The following is a 24552-nucleotide window of genomic DNA, read 5'->3' on the forward strand; positions in this document are numbered from 1 at the left end:
CGGCCGCCGCCTTCGAGCGGGACGCGCACGATGATGAGTCGCCCTTCTTTCACGGCCTCCATGGGTCCGTCTCCGGTCCTCGGCTTCATCGCTGCCATCGTGGGCTCCTTTTCCTCCGGTGGTATGGGATCAGTTTATCGGGTGTTACCCGAACCTGGATGTCGCCTATGAAAAATGCATCAACCCTTAACATTCACGGCACCTGCCAGAAGGTGTTGCCGAGGGCATAGATGTGGTGGATCCAGGTCCATTGGCCGAGCAGACACACCACGAGCACGCCGATGCGCCAGACGCGGGATCTCGGTACGGCGACCGCTCCCCACAGCGGACTCAGCGGCAGCAGCAGCCGGAAGGTGCTCGACTGCGGGAAGAAGACAGCGAGCAGGTACAGCAGATAGCTCGCGCTCCAGAGCCGCAGATCCGGACCGAGCGCGCGCACCTGCGGCAGGTACAGCAGTCCCGCGCCGACGGCCACGATCAGGAGCGCGAGCACCGCGGGACCCCATCCGGTCGGGAGTCCCCACTGCGCGAACCAGAACTGGGATGCCTGGATCCACCCGTCGAACGGCACGAACCCGTCGACGCCGCCGACGATCCACAGCCGACGCCAGGCGAGCTCGGTGGCGAGGTACGCACCGGGGTCTCCGGTGACGACTCCCGCGATGACCTGCCACGAGAACCCGGCGATCGTCGCAAGCGCACCGAGCGCGACGATGTGCACGATCTCGCGCCCAGCCAGCGGATCCGAGCGACGGTGCCACCAGCGCAGGATGCCGTGCAGTCCGAGGTAGAGCGCGAACGCGAGGATGCCCGGGCGGGTGAACGCCATGATCGGGATGAGCAGGTACAGCCAGGCATACCGTCGCCGAATCGTCGCGTCCAGGGCGAGGAACAGCAGCAGGAGGAACAGCGTCTCGGCGTATCCGACCTGGAACATCGCGGCGATCGGACCGGAGGCGAAGAAGACGACCGCCCACATCGCTGCGCGCCGTCCGACGCGATCCTGAAGCAGGCGGTGCAATGCGAGGCACGCGAAGTACCCGGCGACGAACGACAGCAGGAACGCGCCCATCCCCCACGACCCGAACGGGAGGCCGATCACCTTCGCGGCGATCGCGAACACCGGCATGAAGGCCCACTGGTTCTCCGCCACCTCGCCGGAGTCTGTGCGCGGCAGCTCCGTGGGATACCCCTCCTCCGCCACGAGCCAGTACCACTGGGCGTCCCAGCCGACCACGAAGTCGGCGAGAGACGGCTCGACACCGAACCGAGAGAACGCCGTCGACTGCGTCGCCGCCACGATCATCATCACCGTGGTCACGGCGCGAGCGGCGAGGTAGACGAGGGCGATCCGCAGCGGCAGCGGCGTCTCAGCCCAGCGGCGCGTGAGCGTCAGCGCGAACTGAGCCATGCGCGCAGTCCTCGCTCGACGGCGTCGATCTGCGCGAGCGGCACGCGCTCCTCGTCGTGGTGGGCGAGGTGCGGGTCCCCTGGTCCGTAGTTGACGGCCGGGATGCCGAGCGCCGAGAACCGCGCGACGTCGGTCCAGCCGTACTTGGGGCGGGGCTCGGCGCCGACGGCCGCCACGAATTCCTGCGCGATGGGCGCGTCGAGCCCGGGGCGCGCCCCTTCGGCGGCATCCGTGATCTCCACGTCGAAGCCGGCGAGCAGGTTGCGGATGTGCGCCTCGGCGTCCGCAGCAGATTTGCTGGGCGCGAAGCGGTAGTTCACCTCGACCTCGCAGGCGTCGGGGATCACGTTGCCCGCGACGCCGCCGGTGATGCGCACGGCGCTCATGCTCTCGCGATACAGCAGCCCCTCGACCGGCACCTCCCTGGCGCGGTACTCGGCCAGACGCGCGAGGATCGGCGCGGCACGGTGGATGGCGTTCTCGCCGATCCAGGCCCGAGCCGCATGCGCGCGCACACCTGTCGTGCGCACGATGGCCCTCATCGTGCCGTTGCATCCGCCCTCGACCTGCCCGTTGGACGGCTCGCCCAGGATGGCGAAGTCGGCCTGGAACAGGTCCGGACGCACGGCCGCGAGCAGCGCCAGTCCGTTCTTCGACGCCTCGACCTCTTCGTTGTCGTACCACATCCAGGTGATGTCCACCGAGGGATCGGCGAGCTCGGCGGCGAGCTTGAGCTGCACGGCCGTGCCGCTCTTCATGTCGACGGTCCCGCGTCCCCAGAGGTAGGGGACGCCATCGATCTCGACGTCTCTGGTCGGGACGTTGCCGTTGATCGGCACGGTGTCGATGTGCCCGGCGATCGCCACCCGCTGCGCGCGGCCGAGGTTCGTGCGCGCGACGATGGTGTTGCCGTGCCTGATGACCTCGAGATGGGAGTATGCGGAGATCGCCTCCTCGATGGCATCCGCGAGCGTCTGCTCGTCACCCGAGACGCTCGGGATGTCGCAGATCGCACGGGTGAGGTCGACGGAGGACGCTGTCAGATCGAGCACCATGTCCCCAGCCTACTTTCCCGTCATCCGTACGATCGCTGCCCGCGCAGCGCGATAGCGTGGAGACATGACTGAGGCGCGCACCGTGTGGGGTACCGGACTTTCGACGACCGCCGGTGACGGCACGGTCCTGGATGCCTGGTTCCCCCAGGTCAGCACGACCGCGCCCACCGCGAGCGATGCCGCGGCCTCGCTGCTGACGATGGATCAGCAGGCCGGTCCCGACGAGCGCCGCAACGTCACGGTCGACGCCGTGCAGCTGCACATCGACCTGGATGCCGCCCCCGCCTCGACGGTCGACGCCTATCTGCGGCTGCACGCGCTGTCGCACCTCGTCGTTCGTCCGAACGAGGTCAACCTCGACGGCATCTTCGCCCATCTTCCGAACGTCGCCTGGACCAATGCGGGCCCCGTGCACCCGGCGGATGCTGCGCGCCTGCGCCCCGCGCTGCAGCGCGCCGGCATCCAGGTGCAGGGCCTGGACAAGTTCCCCCGACTCACCGACTACGTGCAGCCGGAGGGCGTCCGCATCGCCGACGCCTCCCGTGTCCGCCTGGGCGCCCACCTCTCCCCCGGCACGACCGTGATGCACGAGGGGTTCGTGAACTTCAATGCCGGCACCCTCGGCGCGTCGATGGTCGAAGGACGGATCTCGCAGGGCGTCGTCGTCGGTGACGGCAGCGACATCGGCGGCGGCTCGTCGATCATGGGCACCCTGTCAGGGGGCGGCTCGCACCGCGTCTCGATCGGGGCGCGCACTCTGCTCGGCGCCAACGCCGGCATCGGCATCTCGCTCGGAGACGACTGCGTCGTCGAAGCCGGCCTGTACGTCACAGCCGGCACCAAGATCGTGCTCGTCGATGGCCCCGTCACCGCCGACGGCGGCCGCGCGACCGTCAAGGGTGCCGAGCTGTCAGGTCAAGACGGGCTGCTGTTCCGGCGCAACTCCCTGAGCGGAGCCGTCGAGGCCGTGCGTCGCGCCGGAGTCGGAGTCACGCTCAACGAGGCGCTGCACGCCTGACCGGAAGTGCCGGCCCTGGGGTCGACGACTCGCGGCGCACACGTCGTCCCAGGCTTCTCCCCTGTGCGCGTGATAGTGTCGGGCTGACGCTCCTCGCGATGCGAAGCGTCTGCGTCGTCGACACGCTCCCGCGCCACTTGCTTGGTTCTGGCCATTTCGAACGGCGAAACGATGCGCGATCCCGCGCCGTCGCCCACCTTCCCGCACCCGGCCGAATCGTTCGTCGGTGCATTCTCGGAGATACCCCATGACTTCCTTCCTCGATCTCGGCGTGCCCGCCGACCTCGCCGCCGTCCTCTCGAAGGACGGCAAGACCGAGGCGTTCGCGATTCAGCGCGACACGCTTCCCGACTCGTTGGCCGGCCGTGACCTGCTCGGCCGCGGCCGCACCGGCAGCGGCAAGACGATCGCGTTCGCACTCCCGCTCGTCTCCCGTCTCTCCGCCTCCTCCCGCACGAGCCGTCCGGGACACCCCCGTGGCCTGGTGCTCGCACCGACCCGTGAGCTCGCCACCCAGATCGCCGCGACCATCGCGCCGCTCGCCGAGGCGAAGGGCCTGCGCGTCACCACCGTGTTCGGCGGCGTCAGCCAGCGCCCGCAGGAGCAGGCCATGCGCAGCGGCGTCGACATCGTCGTGGCGTGCCCCGGCCGCCTCGAAGACCTCATGAAGCAGCGGGTCGTCCAGCTCGACGCGGTCGAGGTGACCGTGCTCGACGAGGCCGACCACATGGCCGACCTCGGCTTCCTGCCCGGCGTCACCCGCATCCTCACCGCCACTCCGGCCGGCGGACAGCGACTGCTGTTCAGCGCCACTCTGGATCGCGGCATCGACACGCTCGCCCGCCGCTTCCTCTCGAACGCCGTCAGCCACGAGGTCGACGAGGAGAGCGTGCCCGTCGGCGAGATGACCCACCGGGTGCTCGTCGTCGACTCCACCGACAACAAGACCACGCTGGTGCGCGAGCTCGCCTCCGGCACCGGTCGTCGCATCCTCTTCACCCGCACGAAGCACCAGGCGAAGAAGCTCGCCAAGCAGCTCACCGCGGCGGGCATCCCCGCCGTCGACCTGCACGGCAACCTCTCGCAGAACGCCCGCGAGCGCAACCTCGGCGCGTTCTCGTCCGACCCCGCTGAGGGAGGCGTGCGCGTGCTCGTCGCGACCGACGTCGCCGCCCGCGGTGTGCACGTCGACAACGTCGATCTCGTCGTCCACGTCGACCCGCCCATGGAGCACAAGGCGTACCTGCACCGCTCGGGTCGTACCGCGCGTGCCGGCGCGGCGGGCACCGTGGTGACCGTCGTCCTGCCCGAGCAGCGCCGCGACGTCAAGGACCTGCTCCGCAAGGCAGCCATCTCGGCCGCCCTCGAGGACGTCACGTCCGCCGCGGTCACCGAGCTCGTGCCGGAGCGCGCGCCGCACGTGCGCCCCGCACCGGTCCAGGTGCAGCGCCAGGCGACGAAGCAGCGTCCGGCCGGCGGCGAGCGGAACTCCGCAGCGAACCCGCCGTCGCGTCGCAGCCGTCGTCCCCGCTCGGGCCAGGGTGGTCAGGGCGGTCAGGGCGCGCAGGCCGGCTCCCGCCAGGGCGGGCAGTCCCGTGCCGGCGGCCAGGGTGGCCAGTCGCGTGCCGGCGGCCAGGGCGGCCGCGGTCGCAGCTCGCAGGGTCGCTGACCCACAGACATCAGAGGCGGATGCGTCGATGCTCAGGCATCGGGGCATCCGCCTTCGTCATGTCCCGAGTCAGGGCCGTACGGCCGCCAGGACCTCGGGATCGACACAGCCGCGCGCGAAGCCCGTGATACGCCTGCGGACCTCGAACCCGAGCACTCGGACGCCGATCCACTCCGCGATCGGTGCGAGCCAGGCGGGCCTGCACGAGAAGTTGTACTTCCAGACGGCGAGAGTGCCCTCAGGGACCGCGGCGAAGCGCCAGCCGCCGCCGAGCTTGGTGAAGAACCACGGGCCCTCCTCCATCACCATGCCGACGTTCGTGGGCGGTGCGTAGGAGACGTAGCGGCTCACCATCGACAGGCCGAGCCGCTGGCGGGTGAACGTCCGCACGTCCTTCGCGGGGCGTTGAGCGTCATCGAGGAAGTGCTGCTCGCTGATGAAGGGATCCCAGCGTCGACGGACGGCGCCGGTCGTCTGCGAGACGGCGAACGCGGTCGCAGGATCCACAGGGACGACTGCCTGCGCGCTGACGACAGGCATCGCGGCTGACCTCAGCGGGTCTGGAAGGTGCGCTCGGGCGATCCGGTGTAGAGCTGCTGCGGGCGACCGATCTTTGTCTGCGGGTCGAGCTGCAGTTCACGCCACTGGGCGAGCCAGCCGGGCAGACGGCCGATCGCGAACAGCACCGTGAACATGCGCGTCGGGAAGCCCATCGCCTTGTAGATCACGCCGGTGTAGAAGTCGACGTTCGGGTACAGACGACGCTCCTTGAAGTAGTCGTCCGCGAGCGCGATCTCCTCGAGCTCCTGGGCGAGGTCGAGGAGCGGGTCGGTGACACCGAGCTCCGCGAGCACCTCTCCGGCCGCTTCCTTGACGAGCTTCGCACGCGGGTCGTAGTTCTTGTAGACCCGGTGCCCGAAGCCCATCAGCTTCACGCCCTCTTCCTTGTTCTTCACGCGCTCCACGAACCGCGACACGCTCTGACCCGAGTCACGGATCTGTCCGAGCATCGTCAGCACGGCCTCGTTCGCCCCGCCGTGAAGCGGACCGGAGAGAGCCTGGATCCCGGCCGAGATCGAGGCGAACTGGTTCGCCCCCGTGGAGCCGACGAGGCGGACGGTCGAGGTCGACGCGTTCTGCTCGTGGTCCTCGTGGAGGATCAGGAGCAGCTCGAGCGCCTTCGACATCACCGGGTTCATCTCGTACGGCTCGGAGAGCACGCCGAAGTTGAGCTTGAGGAAGTTCTCGACGAAGCCGAGCGAGTTGTCGGGGTACAGGAAGGCCTGTCCGACGCTCTTCTTGTGCGCGTAGGCGGCGATGACCGGGAGCTTCGCGAGCATCCGGATCGTGTTGAGCTCGACGTGCTCGGGGTTGTGCGGATCGGTCTGACCCTCGTAGTACGTCGAGAGGGCGGCGACCGCCGACGAGAGCACCGACATCGGGTGCGCGGTGTGCGGCAGCGCCGAGAAGAAGCGCTTGAGGTCCTCGTGCAGCAGCGTGTGCCGACGGATCTTCTCGTCGAACTCGGCGAGCTCGGCCGCAGAGGGCAGCTCGCCGTAGATCAGGAGCCAGGCGACCTCGAGGTAGCTGGTGTTGCCGGCCAGCTGCTCGATCGGGTAGCCGCGGTACCGCAGGATTCCCTTGTCACCGTCGATGAAGGTGATGTCCGACTTGGTCGACGCCGTGTTGACGAAGCCGTAGTCGAGACCCGTGTAGCCCGTCTGGCGGGTCAGCGTCGAGAGGTCGATGCTGTTGTTTCCTGCCGTGCCGCGCACGATCGGGAACTCCGCGGTGGTCTCACCGATCGTCAGCTTCGCCGTCGCCTGCTGCTCTGCCGCTGCGCTCACGCGGACCTCCTCATGGATTTCGATCAAAGCCGGATGGGGCGATGTCACGGCGCTGTGCGCCAGGCCGAATCGAGATCATCGATACACGACCGAATCGCCTTTACAGCCTAGTAGGCACGCAGGCCTACTGTGACAACCGACAAAAGAACCTCGACGGTGAGGCGGGAACCTACAGCGCCTGCGCGTGCAGCCGACGGGCGCCCTCGGCGATGCGGTCCGTGGGAGCGGTCAGCGCGAGACGCACGTGCTGCTGCGAGGACGGACCGTAGAACGGACCGGGCCCCCCGAGGATCCCGAGGTCGGCCAGCCGCGCGATGCTCGTCCACGCATCCTCGCCCTCGGTCGCCCAGAGGTAGAGGCCCGCCTCGGAGCCGTCGATCCGGAAACCGGCGGCCTCGAGTGCCGGGCGCAGGAGATCGCGTCGCTCGCGGTAGAGGGCCTTCTGCGACGCCACGTGCTCGTCGTCGCCGAGGGCGACCACCATGGCGTGCTGCACGGGCTCCGGCGGCATCAGCCCGAGGTGCTTCCGGGCGGTGAGGAGCTCGCCGACGATCCTCGCGCATCCGGCGACGAACGCCGCGCGGTATCCCGCGAGGTTCGACTGCTTGCTGAGCGAGTAGACGCTCAGCAGGTTGGCCCTGCTGCCGTCCGTGACACGGGGATCGAGGATCGAAGGGATCGACTCGCTCGCCCAGCGTCCGTCCCACCCCAGCTCGGCATAGCACTCGTCGCTGGCCAGGACCGCCCCGAGCTCGCGGGCGCGACGCACCGCCGCCGCCAGCTCTTCGACCGTCCAGGTGCGCCCGTCCGGGTTGCCGGGCGTGTTGATCCAGATCAGCTTCGTGCCCTCGGGCCAGTCCGCGGGGTCGTCCGCCGCGAGCGGGGTGGCGCCCACCACTCGCGCCCCGACCTCGTAGGTCGGGTAGGCGATGCGCGGATGCACGACGATGTCGCCCTCGCCGAGACCCAGCAGAGTCGGCAGTAGCGCCACGAACTCCTTGGAGCCGATGGTGGGAAGGACGTTGTCGACCGTGAGATCCGGCACCCCTCTGCGCCGCGCGTACCACTCGACGATCGCTTCGCGCAGGGCCGGCGTGCCGACGGTCTGCGGGTAGGCGTGCGCATCGGTGGCCTCGGCGAGCGCCCGACGGATCAGCTCGGGCGTCGGATCGACCGGCGAGCCGACCGAGAGGTCGACGATCCCCTGCGGATGCAGGGCTGCGCGCTCACGGAACGGGACGACGGCATCCCAGGGGTAGTCGGCGAGGTCGCGGACGCTCACGGACTACTCGCCCTGAGGCGGGAGGGCCGCGATGATCGGGTGGTCGTGCGCGATGACACCCACCTTGGCCGCTCCACCGGGAGAGCCGACCTCGTCGAAGAACTCGACGTTGGCCTTGTAGTAGTCCTGCCACTCGTCGGGCAGATCGTCTTCGTAGTAGATCGCCTCGACCGGGCACACCGGCTCGCAGGCGCCGCAGTCGACGCACTCGTCGGGATGGATGTACAGCGAGCGTTCGCCCTCGTAGATACAGTCAACGGGGCACTCGTCGATGCAGGCGCGATCCTTGACATCGACGCACGGGAGGGCGATCACATACGTCACCCCCTCAGTCTACGACTCGCGGCCTGTCCGATCGCCCAGGGAGGCGTCACGCGGCGCGGTCGGCACCTCGGTGATCAGCGGGGCCGGTGCCGGTACGGGCTCCTGCCGAACAGTCTCGGTGCGCACCGGCAGGCGAGAGAACGAGGGCCAGGCGACCGTGAGCAGCACGAGGCCGGCCACGAGGTAGATCCAGATGCGCCCGCTGAGCGTGTCCTCCACGACGACCGAGCCGCCGGGACCCACGCCGGAGATGAGGACCAGCATCCCGAGCATCCCGAGTCCTGCGGCCAGGGTCGCGCCGCGGTCATGGGTGAGAGCGCGGATGGCGACGAGGATCGCGCCGCACGCGATCGCGCCGACGACGAGCCCGAGCGGGACGGGGCCCCAGACCAGGCTGTGGCCGATGGTGCCGGCGACGCCGAAGACACCGCCGACGAGGGCCGCGGCGACCCAGGAGAGCACCCGGGAGATCCATCCGATACGCACGAGTCGATCCTACGCGGGGTCGGCTCGTGCGCAGGTCACGCGGCGAGGCCGACGAGCCGGAGGATCGCGGCGACCGCGGCCGCCGCCACGACGACGACGAGGAACGACTGCCGAAGCCACAGCAGCCCGGCCGCCACCAGAAGAGCGGGCACCCTGGCGTCGACGACCACCGCCTGTCCCGCGCCGAGCGTCTGCACGGCGACGAGGGCGGCCAGCAGCGCGACCGTGAGCAGGTCCGAGATCCGCGCCGGCCGCGGGGCTTCGAGCACCCGGGGCGGTACGAGGTATCCGGCCGCCTTCAGTGCGAGGCAGATCAGGGCAGCGAGCAGAATGGCGCTCCAGATGCTCATGACACCCCCTCCCTCGGGCCGCCTGCGGGTGCATCGCCGCGGCCGAGCCAGTTGAACCAGCCGACGACGATCGCCACGACTGCCGCGACGAGCACGGGCAGGCCGGGCATGAGCACGGGAGTGAGGGAGGCGGCGACGACGGCGGCGGCGATACCCACCGCGATCGCCTGACGCTCCTTGAGGCGCGGCCACAGCAGCGCGAGGAACGCGGCGGCCGCCGCCGCATCCAGCCCCCACGTCTGCGGGTCGCCCAGCACGTCGCCCACCAGCGCTCCGACCAGGGTCGTGATGTTCCATCCGATGAAGATCCCGATGCCGGTCACCCAGAACCCGACCTGGCGCAGCCGCGGGTCGGTCTGCGAGATCGCGACAGCGGTCGACTCATCGATCGTGAAGTGCGCCGCCGCGACCCGACGGCGTGGCGTCGTGCCGACGATCGGCGACATCCGCATGCCGTAAGCGACGTTGCGCACGCCGAGAAGTGCGGCCGAGGCGATCGCCGACGGCAGGGCCGACACTCCCCCGGCGGCGAAGACGCCGACGAAGGCGAACTGCGACCCTCCGGTGAACATCAGCAGGCTGAGGACGCAGGTCTGCCAGACGTCGAGGCCGGATGCGACGGCGAGCGCACCGAAGGAGATTCCGTAGGCGCTGGTCGCCAGTACGACGCCGAGCGCCTCGCGCCAGACCTCCCGTTCGGCGGTCACGGCCGGGCCGTTCGCTGGAATGAACACACGTACATCATTCTGAACATCGGTTCATGCATAGTCAAGCGAACGATCGTTTGACATGATGAACACATGGAAGACCTGCGCACCCGCATCGCCCGCACCCTGCGCCGGGAGCGCGAGGGGGCCGGCCTGTCCGTGTCGGAGCTCGCTCGTCGGGCGGGCATCTCGAAGGCCACGGTCTCGCAGCTCGAATCGGGGGCCGGCAACCCCAGCGTGGAGACCCTGTGGGCGCTGGGCGTCGCCCTGGGCGTCCCCTTCGCGGTGCTCGTCGATCAGCAGACGAGCGCGCCGACCCTGATCCGCGCCGGCGACCTCTCGGGTGTGCCGTCGGCGGCGTCCGTGTACAACGCGACACTGCTCTCAGCGAGCCCGCCCGGCGCACGCCGCGACCTGTACGTGATCACGGCCGAGCCCGGCGATCCTCGCGTCTCGGATCCGCATCACCCCGGCACGACGGAGCACGTGATTCTCATCGCCGGTCGGGCGCGCATCGGCCCGGTCGACGACCCCGTGCTCCTGGAGCCCGGCGACTACCTGTCGTATCCCGGCGACGCGCCGCACGTGTTCGAGGCCGTCGTTCCCGGCACCAGCGCCGTTCTCATCTCCGAGCTCCGCTGATCTCCCCACTCTGCAGAGGCCCAGCGGCGCATCCTGATCAGTCCGCGGGCGCCGGCGACGGATCCGGGATCTCGTCCGGCTTGTACTTCGGCAGACGGGATGCCGGCAGGATCGCCACGGCGCTGAGCCCTGCGAGCAGCAGCAGTCCGAGCCGGAGTGTGCCGAGCCTGGACTCCTCGTTGACGGCGACCGCCGCATCGATCTGCTCCGGGGTGGCATCCGTCCCCTCGAGGACAACACGCAGGTCGTCGTTGCTGACGAAGTTGACGTTGTCCATGTCGACCTGCGACACAAGCTCCGGTGGGAGCTCCGGGTGCTCGACGACGGCTCTGCCGACGCTCAGCCCCAGGAGGGATACGAGCAGGGCGCCCGCCAGCGCTGTGCCGACCGCCGATGCGAGGTTCTGCGTGGTGCCGCGCAGCGAGCCGACATCGCCCGCGAGCTCCGCGGGCGCAGCGGTCACGAGGACGTTGAAGACGAGGGTGACGAGCGCGCCCTGCCCGATGCCGAACACGATGAGCCCGAGGATCGTCGGCAGCGTCTCCCAGTTGTTGTCGACCACCACCGACAGCCAGACGAGCGCGACGGTCGTGAGGATGAACCCGAACACGCCGATCACCCGGGGCGGGTACGTCTTGTAGAACCGCACGACGAGCGTCGCCGTGATGAAGACGGTCAGGTTGAACGGCATCATCGCGAGCGAGGTGTCGAAGGGCGTCCGGCCCTGGACGATCTGGATGTACAGCGGGATCGTGAAGTTCACGCACGCCTCCAGGGCGACGACGATGAACATCGCGTACACCGCCGCCCGCTCCTTCGAGGAGTTCAGCACGCTGAGGTCGATGAGCGGCACCTTGCCCTCCGCCATGCGCCGTCGGGTCCACACGAAGAAGACCTGCCCGAGGACGATCCCGACCACGATGAACGCCGGCGCCGGCGACAGCCCGAGGATGCTGAACGGCGCGGCCTCTGTGGCGGCGACCGCGCCCCAGCCGTTGAGGTTGTTGAACCCCAGGGTGAGCAGGACGATGGCCGCGCCGATCAGCAGCGACGCGACGAGATCGATGCGGATGGAGGCATCGCCCCGATCGCCGCGGAGGGTGAAGCTGAACGCGAAGACCACCACCGCGATGCCCAGGACGATGAAGAACATCGGGCGCCAGCCGACCAGCGTGCCCAGGGTGCCGCCGATGAGGAACGCGGTGACACCGGAGATCGCCCGGGCCGAGCCGATCGCCCCGATCGCCGTCGCCTGCTGCGGGCCGCGGTAGTTCTCGGCGATGAGCGCGACGATGGAGGGGACGATGATGGCGGCGGCTGCACCGGCGACCGCCTGACCTGCGATCGCCCAGCCGATGCTCGGCGACACGATCATCAGCACGGAGGATGCGGCGAACAGGCCGATCACGATGCGGAAGATCAGCACCCAGCCGATCCGCTGACCGAGCTTGGCGCCCGTCATGACCAGGGCGGCGACGGCCAGCCCGTACATGACGATGGTGGTGCTCGCGACGGTGGGCGGCACTCCGAACTCGTCGACCATGCCACCGAGTGAGATCGGCAGGGCCGCCACGTTGAACGACATCAGGACCTGGGCGAGGAAGAGGCTGATCAGCGGCATCCAGGATGCCTTGACCGTCGCCTGCGCGGTGTGTGTCATGGGGTGTCCTCTCGACGGGCGGAGCAGGTCAGTGGGTGCGGCTGCGTGCGGGGGCCGACGCGAAGAGATTCAGGCCGAGCGCGCGCGAGAGATGCCCGATCGCGAGCTGCGATCGCACGGAGTTGCCCGCCGAGTCGAGCCGCGGTGAGAACCCGGCCACCGCTCCCTTGCCCGGCGAGACCGCGACGATGCCGCCGGCGACTCCGGACTTCGCGGGGAGACCGATCTCGAACAGCCACTCCCCCGAGCGCTCGTAGAGGCCGGTCGAGGCGACCACCGCCAGGGTGTCTCGACACACCTCTGCCGAGACGACGCGCTCGCCTGTCACCGGGTTCACCCCGCCGTCGGCGAGAGTCGCCCCCATCACCGCCAGATCGTGGGCGGTCACGCTGAGAGCGCACTGCCGCGTGTACACGTCGACGACCTCGTCCGGGTCACCGTCGAGGCGGCCGTAGCTGCGCAGCAGCCAGCCCATCGCCCGGTTGCGCTCGTTCGTCTCGGCCTCCGAGGCGTACACGACGCCGTCGAGGCTGAGCGAGCGGCCCGCGAACGCCGACAGCCCCTCGCGGATGCGCTCCCACTTCTCGACAGCCGTGGCGCCCGGTGCCAGAGCCGTGGTGGCGATCGCGCCCGCGTTCACCATCGGGTTCATCGGGTGCCCGGCGTTCAGCTCCAGCGCCATCAGCGAGTTGAAGGCGAGCCCCGTGTTGTTGACGCCGACGATCTCGCGCACCCGCTCGTGCCCGTGCTCCTGGATCGCGAGCGCGTAGACGAACATCTTCGAGATCGACTGGATCGAGAACGGATGCAGGGCGTCTCCGGCGTCGTGCAGCCCGCCGTCGACCTCGATCACGGCGAGACCGAAGAGCTCGGGATCGGCCTCGGCGAGCACCGGGATGTAGTCCGCCACCGTGCCGCTGCGGTCATCGGCGTATCGCCGGTGCGCCTCGTGCACGAGTGCGTCCACACTCTCCCAGCCGGGAAGTGCGCCGGTGGAGACCTGCTGCGGGATGCCGGACAGTGCCTCGACGTGCATTCGTGCTCCTCAGATCCGGGACGCCCCAGCCGTCACGCTCACCGTAGTGCGGATGACCGACGGTGCATAGAGGAAGTGTTCACGCGTGGCCGTCCACTGAGACGACGAGACCCACCTGCCGCTGGGGAGCGGAGGTGGGTCTCGTCTGAAGCTCTGGTCGAGTGCTGCTCAATACCAGTTCGTCGCCTGCGAGTGCGACCACGCGCTGCAGGGCGCACCGTAGACGGACGAGATGTAGCCGAGCCCCCACGCGATCTGGGTCGCGGCGTTCGTCTGCCAGTCACTGCCCGCAGACGCCATCTTGCTGCCGGGGAGCGCCTGAGGGATCCCGGTGGCGCCACCGGAGGCGTTGTACGCCTGGTAGTTCCATCCGGACTCCTTGGTCCACAGCGAGTCCAGGCAGGAGAACTGGTCGTCGCCCCAGCCGTACTCGCTCGCCGCCATCTCACGCGCTGTGGCCTTCGCACCGTCGACGGTGTTCGCCTCCGCAAGCGCGGCAGCCTCCGCAGCCGCCTGCTCGGCGGCCTTCTTCGCCTCGTCGTCTGCAGCCTTCTTCTCCTGCGCCGCCGTCAACGCCTTCTGGAGCGCGGCGGTCTCGGACTCGACCTGGGCCGTGCCGGTGATCGCATCGACGGAGATGCCCGCGACCAGCAGCGCCGACATCTCGGCCCGATCTCCGCCGAGGCGCTGGACGTCGGCGGCGAGTTCGTCGGTCGCGACCCGGGCGGGCGCTGCGCCGAGGTCCAGACCGGAGTCCGCGACCTGCGTGTTCAGGGTCTCCGCGGCCTCGATCGCGTCCTCGGCGAGGGCGATCGTGATGGCGGAGCTGTCGGCGGTCTTGGCCAGCGGCTCAGCGCCGGTCACGAAGGAGGTGACGTCGGCCACAGCATCCGGCACCTCGGCTCCGGCAGCGGGGCCGGAGGCCATTCCGACGGTGAGGGCCAGGCCGAGCACGGCACCGGTGACGGTGCCGAAGATGATCTTGGGACGGCGGGCGGTGATCGCGTTACGAGCGGATGCCGCCGCGTGGGCGCGCCGAAGCGCACGGGTGTTCTGAAGCATGGGTTCGACTTTCGGGTCGTCGTACGCCCGTCACAGGACACTCATCGGGAGGTTTGCCCCAGGCGCAAGGTAACGATTCTGCAACGGCCCGCCTGGGCGTTTCGTGAGAAAAGGCCCCTGTACAGCCATTTCGGCGGTACAGGGGCCTTTCTCTTAGAGGATTCTCAGGCGCTGGCGTCCTGACGCTTCAGTCGAGCGGTCTCACGCGCACGCGTGTTCGCATCGAGGTTGACCTTGCGGATGCGTACGACCTCGGGGGTGACCTCGACGCATTCGTCGTCGCGAGCGAACTCGAGGCTCTCCTCGAGCGTGAGCTGACGCGGCGGGGTCATCGACTCGAAGGTGTCGGAGCTCGCTGCACGCATGTTGGTGAGCTTCTTCTCCTTCGTGATGTTCACGTCCATGTCGTCGGCGCGCGAGTTCTCGCCGATGACCATGCCCTCGTAGACCTCCTGCGTGGGCTGCACGAAGAACGACATGCGCTCCTGCAGGGCGATCATCGCGAAGGGGGTGACGACACCCTGACGGTCGGCGACGATCGAGCCGTTCTGACGCGTCGTGATGGAGCCGGCCCACGGCTCGTACCCGTGCGAGATCGCGTTCGCGATGCCGGTGCCGCGCGTCGTGGTGAGGAACTCGCTGCGGAAGCCGATCAGGCCACGCGACGGGACGATGAACTCCATGCGCACCCAGCCGGTGCCGTGGTTCGTCATGTTCTCCATGCGACCCTTGCGGTTCGCGAGCAGCTGCGTGATGGCGCCGAGGTGCTCCTCGGGGGTGTCGATCGTGAGGTGCTCGAAGGGCTCGTAGGTCTTGCCGTCGATCTTCTTCGTGACCACCTGCGGCTTGCCGACGGTGAGCTCGAAGCCCTCGCGGCGCATGTTCTCGACGAGGATGGCGAGGGCGAGCTCGCCGCGGCCCTGCACCTCCCAGGCATCCGGGCGTCCGATGTCGACGACCTTGAGCGAGACGTTGCCGATCAGCTCCTTGTCGAGACGGTCCTTGACCATGCGAGCGGTGAGCTTGTGGCCCTTGACCTTGCCCATGAGCGGCGAGGTGTTGGTGCCGATCGTCATCGAGATGGCGGGGTCGTCGACCGTGATGGCCGGCAGCGGGCGCACATCCTCGGGGTCGGCGATGGTCTCGCCGATCGTGATGTTCTCGAAGCCGGCGATGGCGACGATGTCACCGGGGCCGGCGGACTCGGCGGGGTACCGCTCGAGCGCACGGGTCTTGAGCAGCTCAGTGATGCGCGCGTTCTGGTGGGTGCCGTCTGCACGGACCCAGGCCACGGTCTGGCCCTTCTTGAGCGTGCCGTTGAAGACGCGCAGCAGTGCGAGGCGACCGAGGAAGGGGCTGGAGTCGAGGTTGGTGACCCAGGCCTGCAGCGGGTGCTCGTCGTCGTACGCCGGAGCGGGGACGTGCTCGAGGATCGCCTCGAAGAGCGGCTCGAGGTCGGGGTTGTCGGGCAGCGAGCCGTCGGCGGGACGGTTCTGCGAAGCTGCGCCTGCACGGCCGGACGCGTAGACGACGGGCACGTCGAGGAGCGCGTCGACGTCGAGGTCGGGCACATCGTCGACGAGGTCGGACGCGAGGCCCAGCAGCAGGTCGTGCGCCTCTTCTTCGACCTCGGCGATGCGAGCGTCGGGGCGGTCGGTCTTGTTGACCAGGAGGATGACGGGGAGCTTGGCCTCGAGTGCCTTGCGCAGCACGAAGCGGGTCTGCGGCAGCGGGCCCTCGCTCGCGTCGACGAGCAGCACGACGCCGTCGACCATCGACAGGCCGCGCTCGACCTCACCGCCGAAGTCGGCGTGGCCGGGGGTGTCGATCACGTTGATCGTGATCTCCTTGCCCTGGGCGTGCTTGCCCTTGTAGGTGATCGCCGTGTTCTTGGCGAGGATCGTGATGCCCTTCTCACGCTCGAGATCGTTCGAGTCCATGGCGCGCTCATCGACGTGGGCGTGTTCGCCGAAGGAGCCCGTCTGACGCAGCATGGCGTCGACGAGAGTGGTCTTGCCGTGGTCGACGTGCGCGACGATTGCGACGTTGCGGAGGTCAGAGCGGAGGGCGTGCGCCATGCAGAAGTCCTAAAGAGTGTGGGTTTTTGTCGAGAAGCCGACGTTCCAGCCTATCGCACCCTCGCGAATCGTAGCTGAACAGGCCCTGTCCACCTCGAGCGTCACTCGAAGCCGATCGGCGGTGCGATACCGTGACCGCATGGGGGGCCAGATCTACGACACCGACCTCGTCGCTGCGCAGAATCCGTGGACGGCACCGGCTCAGCTCGCGGAGATCGCCGCGCGGCGGGGAGATCTGCACGCGCTCGTCCTGAATCACCGGGCGTGCTATCCGCAGCTCCGGGAGTGGATACTCCAGGTCAACCCGGCCGCAGGAGCAGTGATGAACGCTCCACCTCTGGTACCGGCTCCGGCTCCGGCTCCGGCTCCGCGAAGCGGGCGGGGCGGATTGTGCGCGCTCATCGGATGCGGCGGGATCGCTCTGCTGGGCTTCGCCGTCGTCATGGTCTTCGTCATCGGCGGACTGGTCGCGACCTCCCCGTCTCCTGATTCACAGACGGAGGAGGGCACCTCGAGCCGCGGAGAGTCCCTGGCAGCTTTCGATGCGGAGCGGATCAGGTACCACGAGCTCTACGCCCAGATCGAGAACAATCCGGTCGCACCCCTGGTCGCCGACCTCCTGACGTTCCAGCGCTTGGAGAGGACGATCTCACAGCACCCTGTGACCGACGCGTCGGTCACCGATCATGCGAGCGAAGCCAGGAGCATCAGGGAAACACTCGAGCAGCGGATCGCAGACGCCGCGACGCGGCGGACCAATGCATCGGGCTCGGTCAGCGAGGCGATCGTCGACGAAGCCGGCCAGGGATTCATCGACATCGCATGGAACGCGGACACCGAGTGCGGGACCCCCGGAGAAGCGGATGACGGACGTGTGACGATCGGCTGCATCTCGGAGGAACCGCTGACGGTTCACCTTGCGCCTGAGGACCAGCTCGGCGGCGACACCGCCATCCGTCTGGTCGTGCTGCATGAGCTCACGCACCTCTACATGCGCGCCGATAGCGATGCGAACGGGGTCGAGTTGGGGACATCCAGTGTCCTCGTCGAGCAGGGCTATTTCCAGGGCAGCAGCGAGGTGTTCGCCGACTGCTACGCGTTGACCTATCTGGGTCTCAGGACCCTGACCTTCGACGGTCGCGACTACGGCTACGGCTACATCTGCACCGCCGAGGAACGTCAGCTCATGCGCGAATGGGCGGCAGAAGTGCACGCGCCCATGCCGTAGTGACGCGCATGCCGAGTACGATCGGTGTGCCATGAGTCTCCTCCCGAACGCCGCGCCCTCGCGAGCACGCATCGGGTGGGAGATCGCGATCGTGTTGGCTCTCGGCCTCGGGCAGTCGGCCGTCTACGCGGTGGTCCAGCTGGCGTACCGGCTGACCGATGAGACACCACTGGCCGACCAGACGGCGACCCTCAACCCCTCACGCAGCGACCGGGAGATCTTCGATCTGATCTATCAGATCCTCTCGATCGGATTCTCGCTCGTCCCGGTACTGCTCGTGTGCTTCCTGCTCTGGCAGTCATCTCGCCCGCACCTGGGTCGCCTGGGACTCGACGGCACGCGCATCGCATCCGACACGGGGCGAGGCGTGCTGCTGGTGCTCGCCATCGGCATCCCCGGCCTCGGTCTGTATCTTGCGGGCCGCGCCCTGGGCCTGTTCGTCGCCGTGAACCCGGCGGGGCTCGACTCGCACTGGTGGACCGTACCGATCCTTCTGCTGGCGGCGGCAAGGGCGTCGCTGCAGGAGGAGTTCGTCGTGCTCGGGTACCTCTTCGCGCGGCTGAAGCAGCTCGGATGGGGTCCGTGGACGATCATCCTGACGACGTCGCTGCTGCGCGCGAGCTACCACCTCTACCAGGGCCCCGGTGCGTTCATCGGCAATCTCGCGATGGGGCTGCTCTTCGGTTGGCTGTTCCAGCGCAGCGGCCGACTGATGCCGTTCCTCGTCGCGCACTTCCTGATCGACGCGACGGTGTTCGTCGGCTACCCCTGGGCTGCGGAGACGTGGCCCGCGCTCTTCGGACTGCCCGGCTGAGGCGACCGGTCGGGCGCGTCGGTTCAGGTGTTCGCGATGACCACGGCCACCGCGGCCCAGACCACGATGAGACCGAGCGCCACGAGCGCCCGCAGGTCCCAGGTGCGGCGGATCGGCGCATCCGCGGTGGTGGGAGCGTCCTGCCAGCGATCCCGGATGTCGCTCAGGTCGCGGAGTCCTGCCGGAGCCTTGGCCTCCTCGTCGCCTGTGGTCGGGCGACGCACGGGGCGTGCCCTGGCGGGTCCGCCGTAGCAGGAGAGCTCCGAGCCGTCCTCGAGGGCGAACAGCAGCTGCCAGCGCAGGTCGATGTCCTGAACCCGCGTCCAGCCGAAAGTGGTGCGACGCAGCATGTTCTGGACCGTCGCCCCCTCCGCGTCGACGCGGACCATCGAGACGAAGGCGAGCTCATAGATGACCCAGAGGCCGAGCAGCACCCAGGGAGCGAGCAGCAGCATCTGCCCCCATCCCGCCCGGACGACGGCATCGCCCAGCAGGAAGATCGCGAGCAGCGTGCAGAGAACGAGGGAGACAGGCCCGGAGGCCGCACGGAATGTCCGTGCGGCCTCCGGTCGAGGTTCGGTGCTCACTCTCAGTGACCGCCGAGGGTGATCGTCGCACCGGGGATCGCCTTCAGGAGGCGATCGGTGTACTCCTGCTGAGGATTGGCGAAGATCTCGTCGACGGTGCCCTGCTCGACGATCCTGCCCTTCTCCATCACGCACACGAGGTCGCTCGAGACACGGACGACCGCGAGGTCGTGCGTGATGAACAGATACGTGAGTCCGAGCTCCGACTGGAGTTCGGCGAGCAGCTGCAGCACCTGATCCTGCACCAGCACGTCGAGCGCGGACACCGCCTCATCGAGGACGATGATGTCCGGCTTGAGCGCGAGCGCACGGGCGATCGCCACGCGCTGACGCTGGCCACCCGAGAGCTCGTTCGGGTAGCGGGTCGCCAGCGCGCGCGGCAGCGAGACCTGGTCGAGGAGTTCCTGGACCCGCTCACGCTGCGAGTTGCGGTCCCCCACCCCGTGGATCTGCAGGGGTTCCGCGATCGTGTTGCCGATGTTGCGCAGCGGATCGAGGGAGCCGTACGGGTCCTGGAACACGGGCTGCATGCGGCGACGCAGACCGAAGGCCTGCGCGTTCGACAGCTTCGACACGTCCTGTCCGTCGATCTCGATCGTCCCGCTGGTCGGCTCCTCGAGCTTGAGCACCATCTTCGCGACGGTGGACTTGCCTGAGCCCGACTCGCCCACGAGAGCGAGTGTCTTGCCCCGAGGGATCGCGAAGGACACATCGTCGACGGCCCGGAAGGCCTCGCTGCGGAAGCCACCCTGACGGATGCGATAGTCCTTCGTGAGTCCGGCGACGCGCACGGTCGGCGGGATGTCGGCGAGGTCGGCGACGGTCTCGATGCCTCTGTCCTCCACCACCGCCTGAATCCGCTGCGAGGCCACACTGGGGGCCGCGGCGACCAGGCGCTGGGTGTACGGGTGCTGCGGGTTCTCGAGGATCTGCCGGCTCGGCCCCGCCTCGACGATGTTGCCGCCGTTCATCACGATGATCTTGTCCGCTCGCTCGGCGGCAAGGCCGAGGTCATGGGTGATCAGGAGCACTGAGGTGCCCTTGTCGCGAGTGAGCGACGCCATGTGATCGAGGATCACACGCTGCACAGTGACATCCAGAGCCGAGGTCGGCTCGTCCGCGATGAGCAGCTTCGGATCGGCCGCGAGGCCCATGCCGATGAGCGCGCGCTGGCGCATACCACCGGAGAACTGATGCGGGAACTGGTGCAGACGCTTCTCGGCATCCGCGAGCCCCGCCTGCTGCAGTACCTCGACGGTGCGGGCCTTGGCGGCATCGCGGCTCTGGGCGACGCCGTTCGCACGGATCGCCTCCTTCACCTGGAAGCCGATACTCCACACCGGGTTGAGGTTCGACATCGGGTCCTGCGGCACGAAGCCGATGTCACGACCGCGCACGGCCTCGATCTGACGACGGCTGAGTGTCGTGAGCTCTCGCCCGTCGAGGGTGATGGATCCCGCAGTGATCTGGCCCGTGCCGGGCAGCAGGTTCACGATGGCCGTAGCCGTCGTGGACTTGCCGGAGCCGGACTCGCCCACGATCGCGACGGTTTCACCGGGCATGACGTCGAAGCTCACTCCGTGAAGCACTTCGCGCAGACCGTCCTGCGTGCGGAACGCGACGCTGAGGTCGCGGATGCTGAGCAGAGGGACCTGTTCAGTGATGCGCTCGCTCATCGGCGTGCCCTCGCCTTCGGGTCGAGGGCGTCCCGAATGAGCTCGCCCAGAGTCACGAACGCCAGCACCGCGAGGGTGAGCGCGATCGACGGATAGATGAGGGCCATCGGCGCGACACGCAGAGATGCCTGTGCGGCGCTGATGTCATTCCCCCAGGACATCGTCCCTGATCCCAGGCCGACGCCGAGGAACGACAGCGTCGCCTCAGCGACGATCGAGGCGGCGAGACCGAGGGTGGTGACGACGAGCAGCGGTGCGATGGCGTTCGGAACGACGTGGCTGAGCAGGATGCGGAACTTGGACTGACCGAGAGCCTGCGATGCCATGACGAAGTCCGCCTGCCGCACCCTGAGCACCTCAGCGCGCACGACGCGCGCGGTGGATGCCCAGGCGAAGCCTCCGATCGCCAGTGCGAGGACCGGCACGGAGCGGGACTGCGAGAACACCGTCATCACGACGACAGCCGCGAGGATGTACGGGATCGCGAAGAAGATGTCGCCGATTCGAGACAGCAGTGAGTCCAGCCAGCCTCCGTAGAACCCGGCCAAGGCACCCATGATGAGCCCGAGCACCGAGGAGATCGCCGTGGCGATCAGCCCGACCGCGAGCGAGGTCTGCGCGCCCCACACCAACCGGGCGTAGATGTCGCAGCCCTGGAAGGTGAAGCCGAGGGGGTGGCCATCCGTCGGGCCGCCGTTGCTGTTGCCGAGCTGGCAGTTGTCGTCGGGCGGCACGGACGTGAACAGCGTCGGGAACAGTGCCATCACCAGGAAGAACAGGGCGAGTACGACCGAGAACCAGAACAGCGGACGACCCCGCAGATCGGCCCATGCATCGCGCCAGAGGTTCCTCGGCTTCTCGGACACGCGCACGGCGTCGACGGCGATGGTCTCCGTCTCGACGGGTGCGACGAAGTGATTCGGTGTGGTGGGGTCAGGCATAGCGGATCCTTGGGTCGAGCAGACCGTAGAGCAGGTCGATGACGAGGTTGACCAGGACGTACAGGATCACGAACACGGTGACGAAGGAGACCACGGTGGGACCCTCGTTCCGGATCGCTGCCTGATAGAGGGTGTTGCCGACGCCGGGGACGTTGAAGATGCCCTCCGTCACGGTCGCACCGACCAGCAGCACTCCGAAGTTCGTCGCCGAGTTGGTGATCACCGGGATCAGCGAGTTGCGCAGCACGTGCACGGGGATCACCCGCCCGCGGGAGAGGCCCTTGCTGTACGCGGTGCGCACCCAGTCCTGGTTGAGCGTCTCGATCACGGAGCTCCGCATCAGTCGCATGCTCACGGCATACAGGCTGAACCCGAGCACGATGGCCGGCAGCCACAACCCGCCCCAGTCGTTGTCGGACCCCACTGTCGGTTTGAACCAGCCGAGCTGGATCGCGAGGAAGTACTGGGCGAGGAACGCCACGACGAAGATCGGGATGGCGATCGCGACGAGCGCGACGCCGAGCATCGTGTGGTCGAAGATCTTGCCCTTGCGCAGCGCCGAAATCGTGCCGATGACGATCGCGAGCACGAACTCGATGGCGATCGCCATGACCGCGAGGCGGCCGGTGACGGGGAGCGTCTCAGCCAGTACCTCCGACACGGGACGACCGGAGAAGGTGTTGCCGAGGTCGCCCTGGAACACGCCGGTGATGTAGTACCAGTACTGGACGATGAACGGATCGTTCAGGTGGTACTGCTCACGGAGCTGCTCCACGACCGCAGGGTTCGGGGTGCGCTCGCCGAACAGAGCGAGGATCGGATCGCCGGGCATGGCGAACACGAGGAAGTAGATGAGCAGGGTGGCCCCGAAGAACACCGGGATCACCTGCAGAAAACGTCTCAGGATATAGCCGAGCATGTTGGTCCAGTCGTGAGGTGGCGATACTACGTGCGGAACACAGTCCGTGAGGCGGTGACGACATGGTCGTCACCGCCTCACGGACTAGTTCGCTCCGGCTTTACTCGCCGTCCTTCGTGACCTGGTAGAGGATCGGCCAGGTGTCCCAGCCGAACTCGACGTTCTCGACCGACTCGCCCCACGCGCCCATGGCGTTGGTGTACCACAGCGGGATGGCGGGCAGGTCCTGGAACAGGATCTCCTGCGCCTCCTGGAACTTCTTGATGCCGTCTTCGACGTCAGCGGCAGAAGAGCCCTCGTCGAGGAGCTTGTCGAACTCGGGGTTCGAGTAGTCGCCGTCGTTCGAGCCCGCGCCGGTACCGAAGATCGGGCCGAGGCCGTTGAACATCGACGGGTAGTCGAACTGCCATCCGGTGCGGAAGGCGGTCATCGTCTGCTCTTCGGTGATGAGGGTGCGGTGCTCCGCGAAGGTCGGGATCGGGTTGCCCGACGCCTCGATGCCGAGGTTGTTCTTCAGCTGGTTGGCGATCGCGTCGACCCAGCCCTGGTTCGGGCCGTCGGCGTTGTACTGGATCTGGAACGAGCCGGTCCACGGCGCGATCTCGTCAGCCTCTGCCCACAGCTCCTTCGCCTTGTCGGCGTCGAAGTCGAGCACCTCGGATCCGGGGATGTCCTCGGAGTAGCCGTCGATGACCGGGGAGGTGAAGTCCTTCATCGGCGTGCGGGTGCCGCTGAAGACCACATCGGTGATCTCTTCGCGGTTGATCGCGTGCGAGATGGCCGCACGACGCAGCTGGCCCTCTTCACCGCTGAAGTGCTCGAGGCGCTCCGGGATGGTGATGGTGGCGTTGGCCGCAGCCGGCTGGTTGACCGTACGGTCCGGGAAGTCGCTCTCGAACGTCTGCAGGGCGGTGTCCGGGATCTCCTGGATGATGTCGAGCTCGCCACCCTGGAGGTCGGCGTAGGCGGCATCCGTGCTGGCGTAGAGCTTCATGTCGACGCCACCGTTCATCGCCTCACGCGGACCGGTGTAGTCCTCGTTCTTGACGAGCTCGATGCTCTCGTTGTGCTTCCATGCGCCCTCTTCCGCGAAGACGTACGGTCCGTTTCCGACCGGGTTCTCGCCGAAGGCCTCGAGGTCGTCCCACGCCGATGCCGGCAGCGGGAAGAACGCGGTGTACCCGAGACGCAGCGGGAAGTCCGACTCCGGCTGCTTGAGCTTGACGGTGAACGTCAGGTCGTCGACGACCTCGAGGCCGGAGAGCTCCGCGACGTTCTCTTCGTAGGAGAAGCCCTCGATGGACTCGAAGAAGTAGCTCGAGAGCTGCTTGTTGTCGAGCGCCGCACCGTAGTTCCACGCCTTGACGAAGGACTCCGCGTCGACCGGGTCGCCGTTCGCGAAGGTCTGGTCGGCCTTGATCTTGATCGTGTACGTCTGTGCGTCCTCGGTCTCGATCGACTCGGCGAGATCGTTGTGCACGGCGCCCTCTGCGTCGTAGTACACGAGTCCAGCGAAGATGCTCTGGAGAACCAGTCCGCCGCCGACCTCGTTGGTGTTGGTCGGGATCAGCGGGTTCTGCGGCTCGGTGTTGTTGACCGAGATGATGGCCGAAGGGTCACCGGACGGCGTCTCCTCCGCGGGCTCGTTGCCGCCTCCACCCGCGCAACCGGCGAGAGTCAGGGCTCCGATCAGGAAAAATGCGCTGCCCGCGAGGGCGATCTTGTTGCGCTTCACTTTGTGTCCTCCTGGACTAGTACTC

The 24552-nt window shown here is 68.1% G+C and carries 24 protein-coding genes; 5 read left to right on the forward strand and 19 right to left on the reverse strand.

Annotated elements, in window-relative coordinates:
* The 3 genes from ACESK8_RS08265 to dapE all read right to left on the reverse strand — a co-directional run.
* Positions 1 to 98: DUF3117 domain-containing protein (locus tag ACESK8_RS08265; RefSeq protein WP_372968240.1), on the reverse strand; the 98-nt coding region annotated here is incomplete at its 3' end.
* A 95-nt stretch (positions 99 to 193) separates the two neighbouring features.
* Positions 194 to 1411, reverse strand: a complete 1218-nt coding sequence (locus ACESK8_RS08270; protein ID WP_372968148.1) for a hypothetical protein — start codon at positions 1409 to 1411, stop codon at positions 194 to 196.
* On the reverse strand, positions 1393 to 2466 hold the full coding sequence (dapE, locus tag ACESK8_RS08275; protein ID WP_372968149.1) for a succinyl-diaminopimelate desuccinylase: 1074 nt from the start codon (positions 2464 to 2466) through the stop codon (positions 1393 to 1395). Before dapE ends, ACESK8_RS08270 begins: the two co-directional genes overlap by 19 nt.
* Before the next feature lie 64 nt (positions 2467 to 2530).
* Here dapE and dapD point away from each other — a divergent pair, with 64 nt between their 5' ends.
* Together dapD and ACESK8_RS08285 are read left to right on the forward strand one after the other, a co-directional pair.
* Positions 2531 to 3484 (forward strand): 2,3,4,5-tetrahydropyridine-2,6-dicarboxylate N-succinyltransferase, encoded by a 954-nt coding sequence (gene dapD / locus ACESK8_RS08280; RefSeq protein ID WP_372968150.1) that lies wholly within the window; start codon positions 2531 to 2533, stop codon positions 3482 to 3484.
* A gap of 247 nt (positions 3485 to 3731) precedes the next feature.
* Positions 3732 to 5153: a DEAD/DEAH box helicase gene (locus ACESK8_RS08285; RefSeq protein ID WP_372968151.1), complete on the forward strand. Its 1422-nt coding sequence runs from the start codon at positions 3732 to 3734 to the stop codon at positions 5151 to 5153.
* A 69-nt stretch (positions 5154 to 5222) separates the two neighbouring features.
* Here ACESK8_RS08285 and ACESK8_RS08290 read toward each other — a convergent pair whose 3' ends face one another.
* The 7 genes from ACESK8_RS08290 to ACESK8_RS08320 form a co-directional block, all read right to left on the reverse strand.
* Positions 5223 to 5693, reverse strand: a complete 471-nt coding sequence (locus ACESK8_RS08290; RefSeq protein WP_372968152.1) for an SRPBCC family protein — start codon at positions 5691 to 5693, stop codon at positions 5223 to 5225.
* A gap of 11 nt (positions 5694 to 5704) precedes the next feature.
* Positions 5705 to 7000 (reverse strand): citrate synthase, encoded by a 1296-nt coding sequence (locus ACESK8_RS08295; protein ID WP_372968153.1) that lies wholly within the window; start codon positions 6998 to 7000, stop codon positions 5705 to 5707.
* A 169-nt stretch (positions 7001 to 7169) separates the two neighbouring features.
* A complete protein-coding gene (gene dapC, locus ACESK8_RS08300; protein WP_372968154.1) occupies positions 7170 to 8282 on the reverse strand; it encodes a succinyldiaminopimelate transaminase in 1113 nt (370 codons plus the stop codon).
* Positions 8283 to 8285: 3 nt separating this feature from the next.
* On the reverse strand, positions 8286 to 8606 hold the full coding sequence (gene fdxA, locus ACESK8_RS08305; protein WP_042542002.1) for a ferredoxin: 321 nt from the start codon (positions 8604 to 8606) through the stop codon (positions 8286 to 8288).
* A gap of 9 nt (positions 8607 to 8615) precedes the next feature.
* Entirely contained in the window at positions 8616 to 9092 is a 477-nt protein-coding gene (locus ACESK8_RS08310; protein WP_245647392.1) for a histidinol dehydrogenase, read from the reverse strand.
* 35 nt (positions 9093 to 9127) lie between these two features.
* Positions 9128 to 9442 (reverse strand): AzlD domain-containing protein, encoded by a 315-nt coding sequence (locus tag ACESK8_RS08315; RefSeq protein WP_060926733.1) that lies wholly within the window; start codon positions 9440 to 9442, stop codon positions 9128 to 9130.
* Positions 9439 to 10170 (reverse strand): AzlC family ABC transporter permease, encoded by a 732-nt coding sequence (locus ACESK8_RS08320; protein WP_372968241.1) that lies wholly within the window; start codon positions 10168 to 10170, stop codon positions 9439 to 9441. The genes ACESK8_RS08315 and ACESK8_RS08320 overlap by 4 nt, the downstream gene beginning before the upstream one ends.
* Before the next feature lie 72 nt (positions 10171 to 10242).
* Here ACESK8_RS08320 and ACESK8_RS08325 point away from each other — a divergent pair, with 72 nt between their 5' ends.
* On the forward strand, positions 10243 to 10791 hold the full coding sequence (locus tag ACESK8_RS08325) for a helix-turn-helix domain-containing protein (RefSeq protein ID WP_372968155.1): 549 nt from the start codon (positions 10243 to 10245) through the stop codon (positions 10789 to 10791).
* Between the two features lie 37 nt (positions 10792 to 10828).
* Here the strand turns inward: ACESK8_RS08325 and ACESK8_RS08330 are convergent, their stop codons facing one another.
* The 4 genes from ACESK8_RS08330 to typA all read right to left on the reverse strand — a co-directional run bounded on the left by ACESK8_RS08330 (position 10829) and on the right by typA (position 16627).
* Positions 10829 to 12451 carry an MFS transporter gene (locus tag ACESK8_RS08330; RefSeq protein WP_372968156.1) on the reverse strand — a complete coding sequence of 541 codons (1623 nt, stop codon included), beginning with the start codon at positions 12449 to 12451 and terminating at the stop codon, positions 10829 to 10831.
* A gap of 28 nt (positions 12452 to 12479) precedes the next feature.
* The gene (gene glsA / locus ACESK8_RS08335; RefSeq protein ID WP_372968157.1) at positions 12480 to 13487 is read right to left on the reverse strand and encodes a glutaminase A; all 1008 of its coding nucleotides are present in this window, start codon (positions 13485 to 13487) and stop codon (positions 12480 to 12482) included.
* Positions 13488 to 13655: 168 nt separating this feature from the next.
* On the reverse strand, positions 13656 to 14549 hold the full coding sequence (locus ACESK8_RS08340) for a phospholipase (protein ID WP_372968158.1): 894 nt from the start codon (positions 14547 to 14549) through the stop codon (positions 13656 to 13658).
* A gap of 164 nt (positions 14550 to 14713) precedes the next feature.
* Entirely contained in the window at positions 14714 to 16627 is a 1914-nt protein-coding gene (gene typA, locus ACESK8_RS08345; protein WP_060926738.1) for a translational GTPase TypA, read from the reverse strand.
* Between the two features lie 139 nt (positions 16628 to 16766).
* Here typA and ACESK8_RS08350 point away from each other — a divergent pair, with 139 nt between their 5' ends.
* Both ACESK8_RS08350 and ACESK8_RS08355 read left to right on the forward strand, forming a co-directional pair.
* Positions 16767 to 17855, forward strand: coding sequence for a hypothetical protein (locus tag ACESK8_RS08350; protein WP_372968159.1), 1089 nt, complete (start codon positions 16767 to 16769; stop codon positions 17853 to 17855).
* A gap of 31 nt (positions 17856 to 17886) precedes the next feature.
* Positions 17887 to 18669 (forward strand): CPBP family intramembrane glutamic endopeptidase, encoded by a 783-nt coding sequence (locus ACESK8_RS08355; protein ID WP_372968160.1) that lies wholly within the window; start codon positions 17887 to 17889, stop codon positions 18667 to 18669.
* A gap of 23 nt (positions 18670 to 18692) precedes the next feature.
* On the opposite strand, the gene ACESK8_RS08360 is transcribed toward ACESK8_RS08355, so the two are convergent.
* The 5 genes from ACESK8_RS08360 to ACESK8_RS08380 form a co-directional block, all read right to left on the reverse strand.
* The gene (locus tag ACESK8_RS08360; RefSeq protein ID WP_372968161.1) at positions 18693 to 19256 is read right to left on the reverse strand and encodes a PH domain-containing protein; all 564 of its coding nucleotides are present in this window, start codon (positions 19254 to 19256) and stop codon (positions 18693 to 18695) included.
* A gap of 2 nt (positions 19257 to 19258) precedes the next feature.
* Positions 19259 to 20932: a dipeptide ABC transporter ATP-binding protein gene (locus tag ACESK8_RS08365; RefSeq protein WP_372968162.1), complete on the reverse strand. Its 1674-nt coding sequence runs from the start codon at positions 20930 to 20932 to the stop codon at positions 19259 to 19261.
* On the reverse strand, positions 20929 to 21873 hold the full coding sequence (locus tag ACESK8_RS08370; protein WP_372968163.1) for an ABC transporter permease: 945 nt from the start codon (positions 21871 to 21873) through the stop codon (positions 20929 to 20931). The genes ACESK8_RS08365 and ACESK8_RS08370 overlap by 4 nt, the downstream gene beginning before the upstream one ends.
* Complete coding sequence (locus tag ACESK8_RS08375) at positions 21866 to 22792, reverse strand: ABC transporter permease (protein ID WP_372968164.1); 927 nt, start codon at positions 22790 to 22792, stop codon at positions 21866 to 21868. Before ACESK8_RS08375 ends, ACESK8_RS08370 begins: the two co-directional genes overlap by 8 nt.
* A gap of 100 nt (positions 22793 to 22892) precedes the next feature.
* Positions 22893 to 24527 (reverse strand): ABC transporter substrate-binding protein, encoded by a 1635-nt coding sequence (locus ACESK8_RS08380; RefSeq protein ID WP_372968165.1) that lies wholly within the window; start codon positions 24525 to 24527, stop codon positions 22893 to 22895.
* Between the last annotated feature and the right edge of the window lie 25 nt (positions 24528 to 24552).

The organism is Microbacterium sp. (assembly GCF_041641055.1).
Classification (GTDB): Bacteria; Actinomycetota; Actinomycetes; order Actinomycetales; family Microbacteriaceae; genus Microbacterium.

Excerpts from the sequence above, each read along its gene's own strand:
- ACESK8_RS08330 (WP_372968156.1), bottom strand. The coding sequence starts at position 12,451 with ATGACACACACCGCGCAGGCGACGGTCAAGGCATCCTGGATGCCGCTG.
- ACESK8_RS08355 (WP_372968160.1), top strand. The coding sequence starts at position 17,887 with ATGAGTCTCCTCCCGAACGCCGCGCCCTCGCGAGCACGCATCGGGTGG.
- typA (WP_060926738.1), bottom strand. The coding sequence starts at position 16,627 with ATGGCGCACGCCCTCCGCTCTGACCTCCGCAACGTCGCAATCGTCGCG.
- ACESK8_RS08365 (WP_372968162.1), bottom strand. The coding sequence starts at position 20,932 with ATGAGCGAGCGCATCACTGAACAGGTCCCTCTGCTCAGCATCCGCGAC.
- ACESK8_RS08325 (WP_372968155.1), top strand. The coding sequence starts at position 10,243 with ATGGAAGACCTGCGCACCCGCATCGCCCGCACCCTGCGCCGGGAGCGC.
- ACESK8_RS08270 (WP_372968148.1), bottom strand. The coding sequence starts at position 1,411 with ATGGCTCAGTTCGCGCTGACGCTCACGCGCCGCTGGGCTGAGACGCCG.
- ACESK8_RS08340 (WP_372968158.1), bottom strand. The coding sequence starts at position 14,549 with ATGCTTCAGAACACCCGTGCGCTTCGGCGCGCCCACGCGGCGGCATCC.
- dapD (WP_372968150.1), top strand. The coding sequence starts at position 2,531 with ATGACTGAGGCGCGCACCGTGTGGGGTACCGGACTTTCGACGACCGCC.
- ACESK8_RS08315 (WP_060926733.1), bottom strand. The coding sequence starts at position 9,442 with ATGAGCATCTGGAGCGCCATTCTGCTCGCTGCCCTGATCTGCCTCGCA.
- ACESK8_RS08375 (WP_372968164.1), bottom strand. The coding sequence starts at position 22,792 with ATGCTCGGCTATATCCTGAGACGTTTTCTGCAGGTGATCCCGGTGTTC.
- ACESK8_RS08370 (WP_372968163.1), bottom strand. The coding sequence starts at position 21,873 with ATGCCTGACCCCACCACACCGAATCACTTCGTCGCACCCGTCGAGACG.
- ACESK8_RS08285 (WP_372968151.1), top strand. The coding sequence starts at position 3,732 with ATGACTTCCTTCCTCGATCTCGGCGTGCCCGCCGACCTCGCCGCCGTC.
- glsA (WP_372968157.1), bottom strand. The coding sequence starts at position 13,487 with ATGCACGTCGAGGCACTGTCCGGCATCCCGCAGCAGGTCTCCACCGGC.
- dapE (WP_372968149.1), bottom strand. The coding sequence starts at position 2,466 with ATGGTGCTCGATCTGACAGCGTCCTCCGTCGACCTCACCCGTGCGATC.
- ACESK8_RS08350 (WP_372968159.1), top strand. The coding sequence starts at position 16,767 with ATGGGGGGCCAGATCTACGACACCGACCTCGTCGCTGCGCAGAATCCG.
- ACESK8_RS08290 (WP_372968152.1), bottom strand. The coding sequence starts at position 5,693 with ATGCCTGTCGTCAGCGCGCAGGCAGTCGTCCCTGTGGATCCTGCGACC.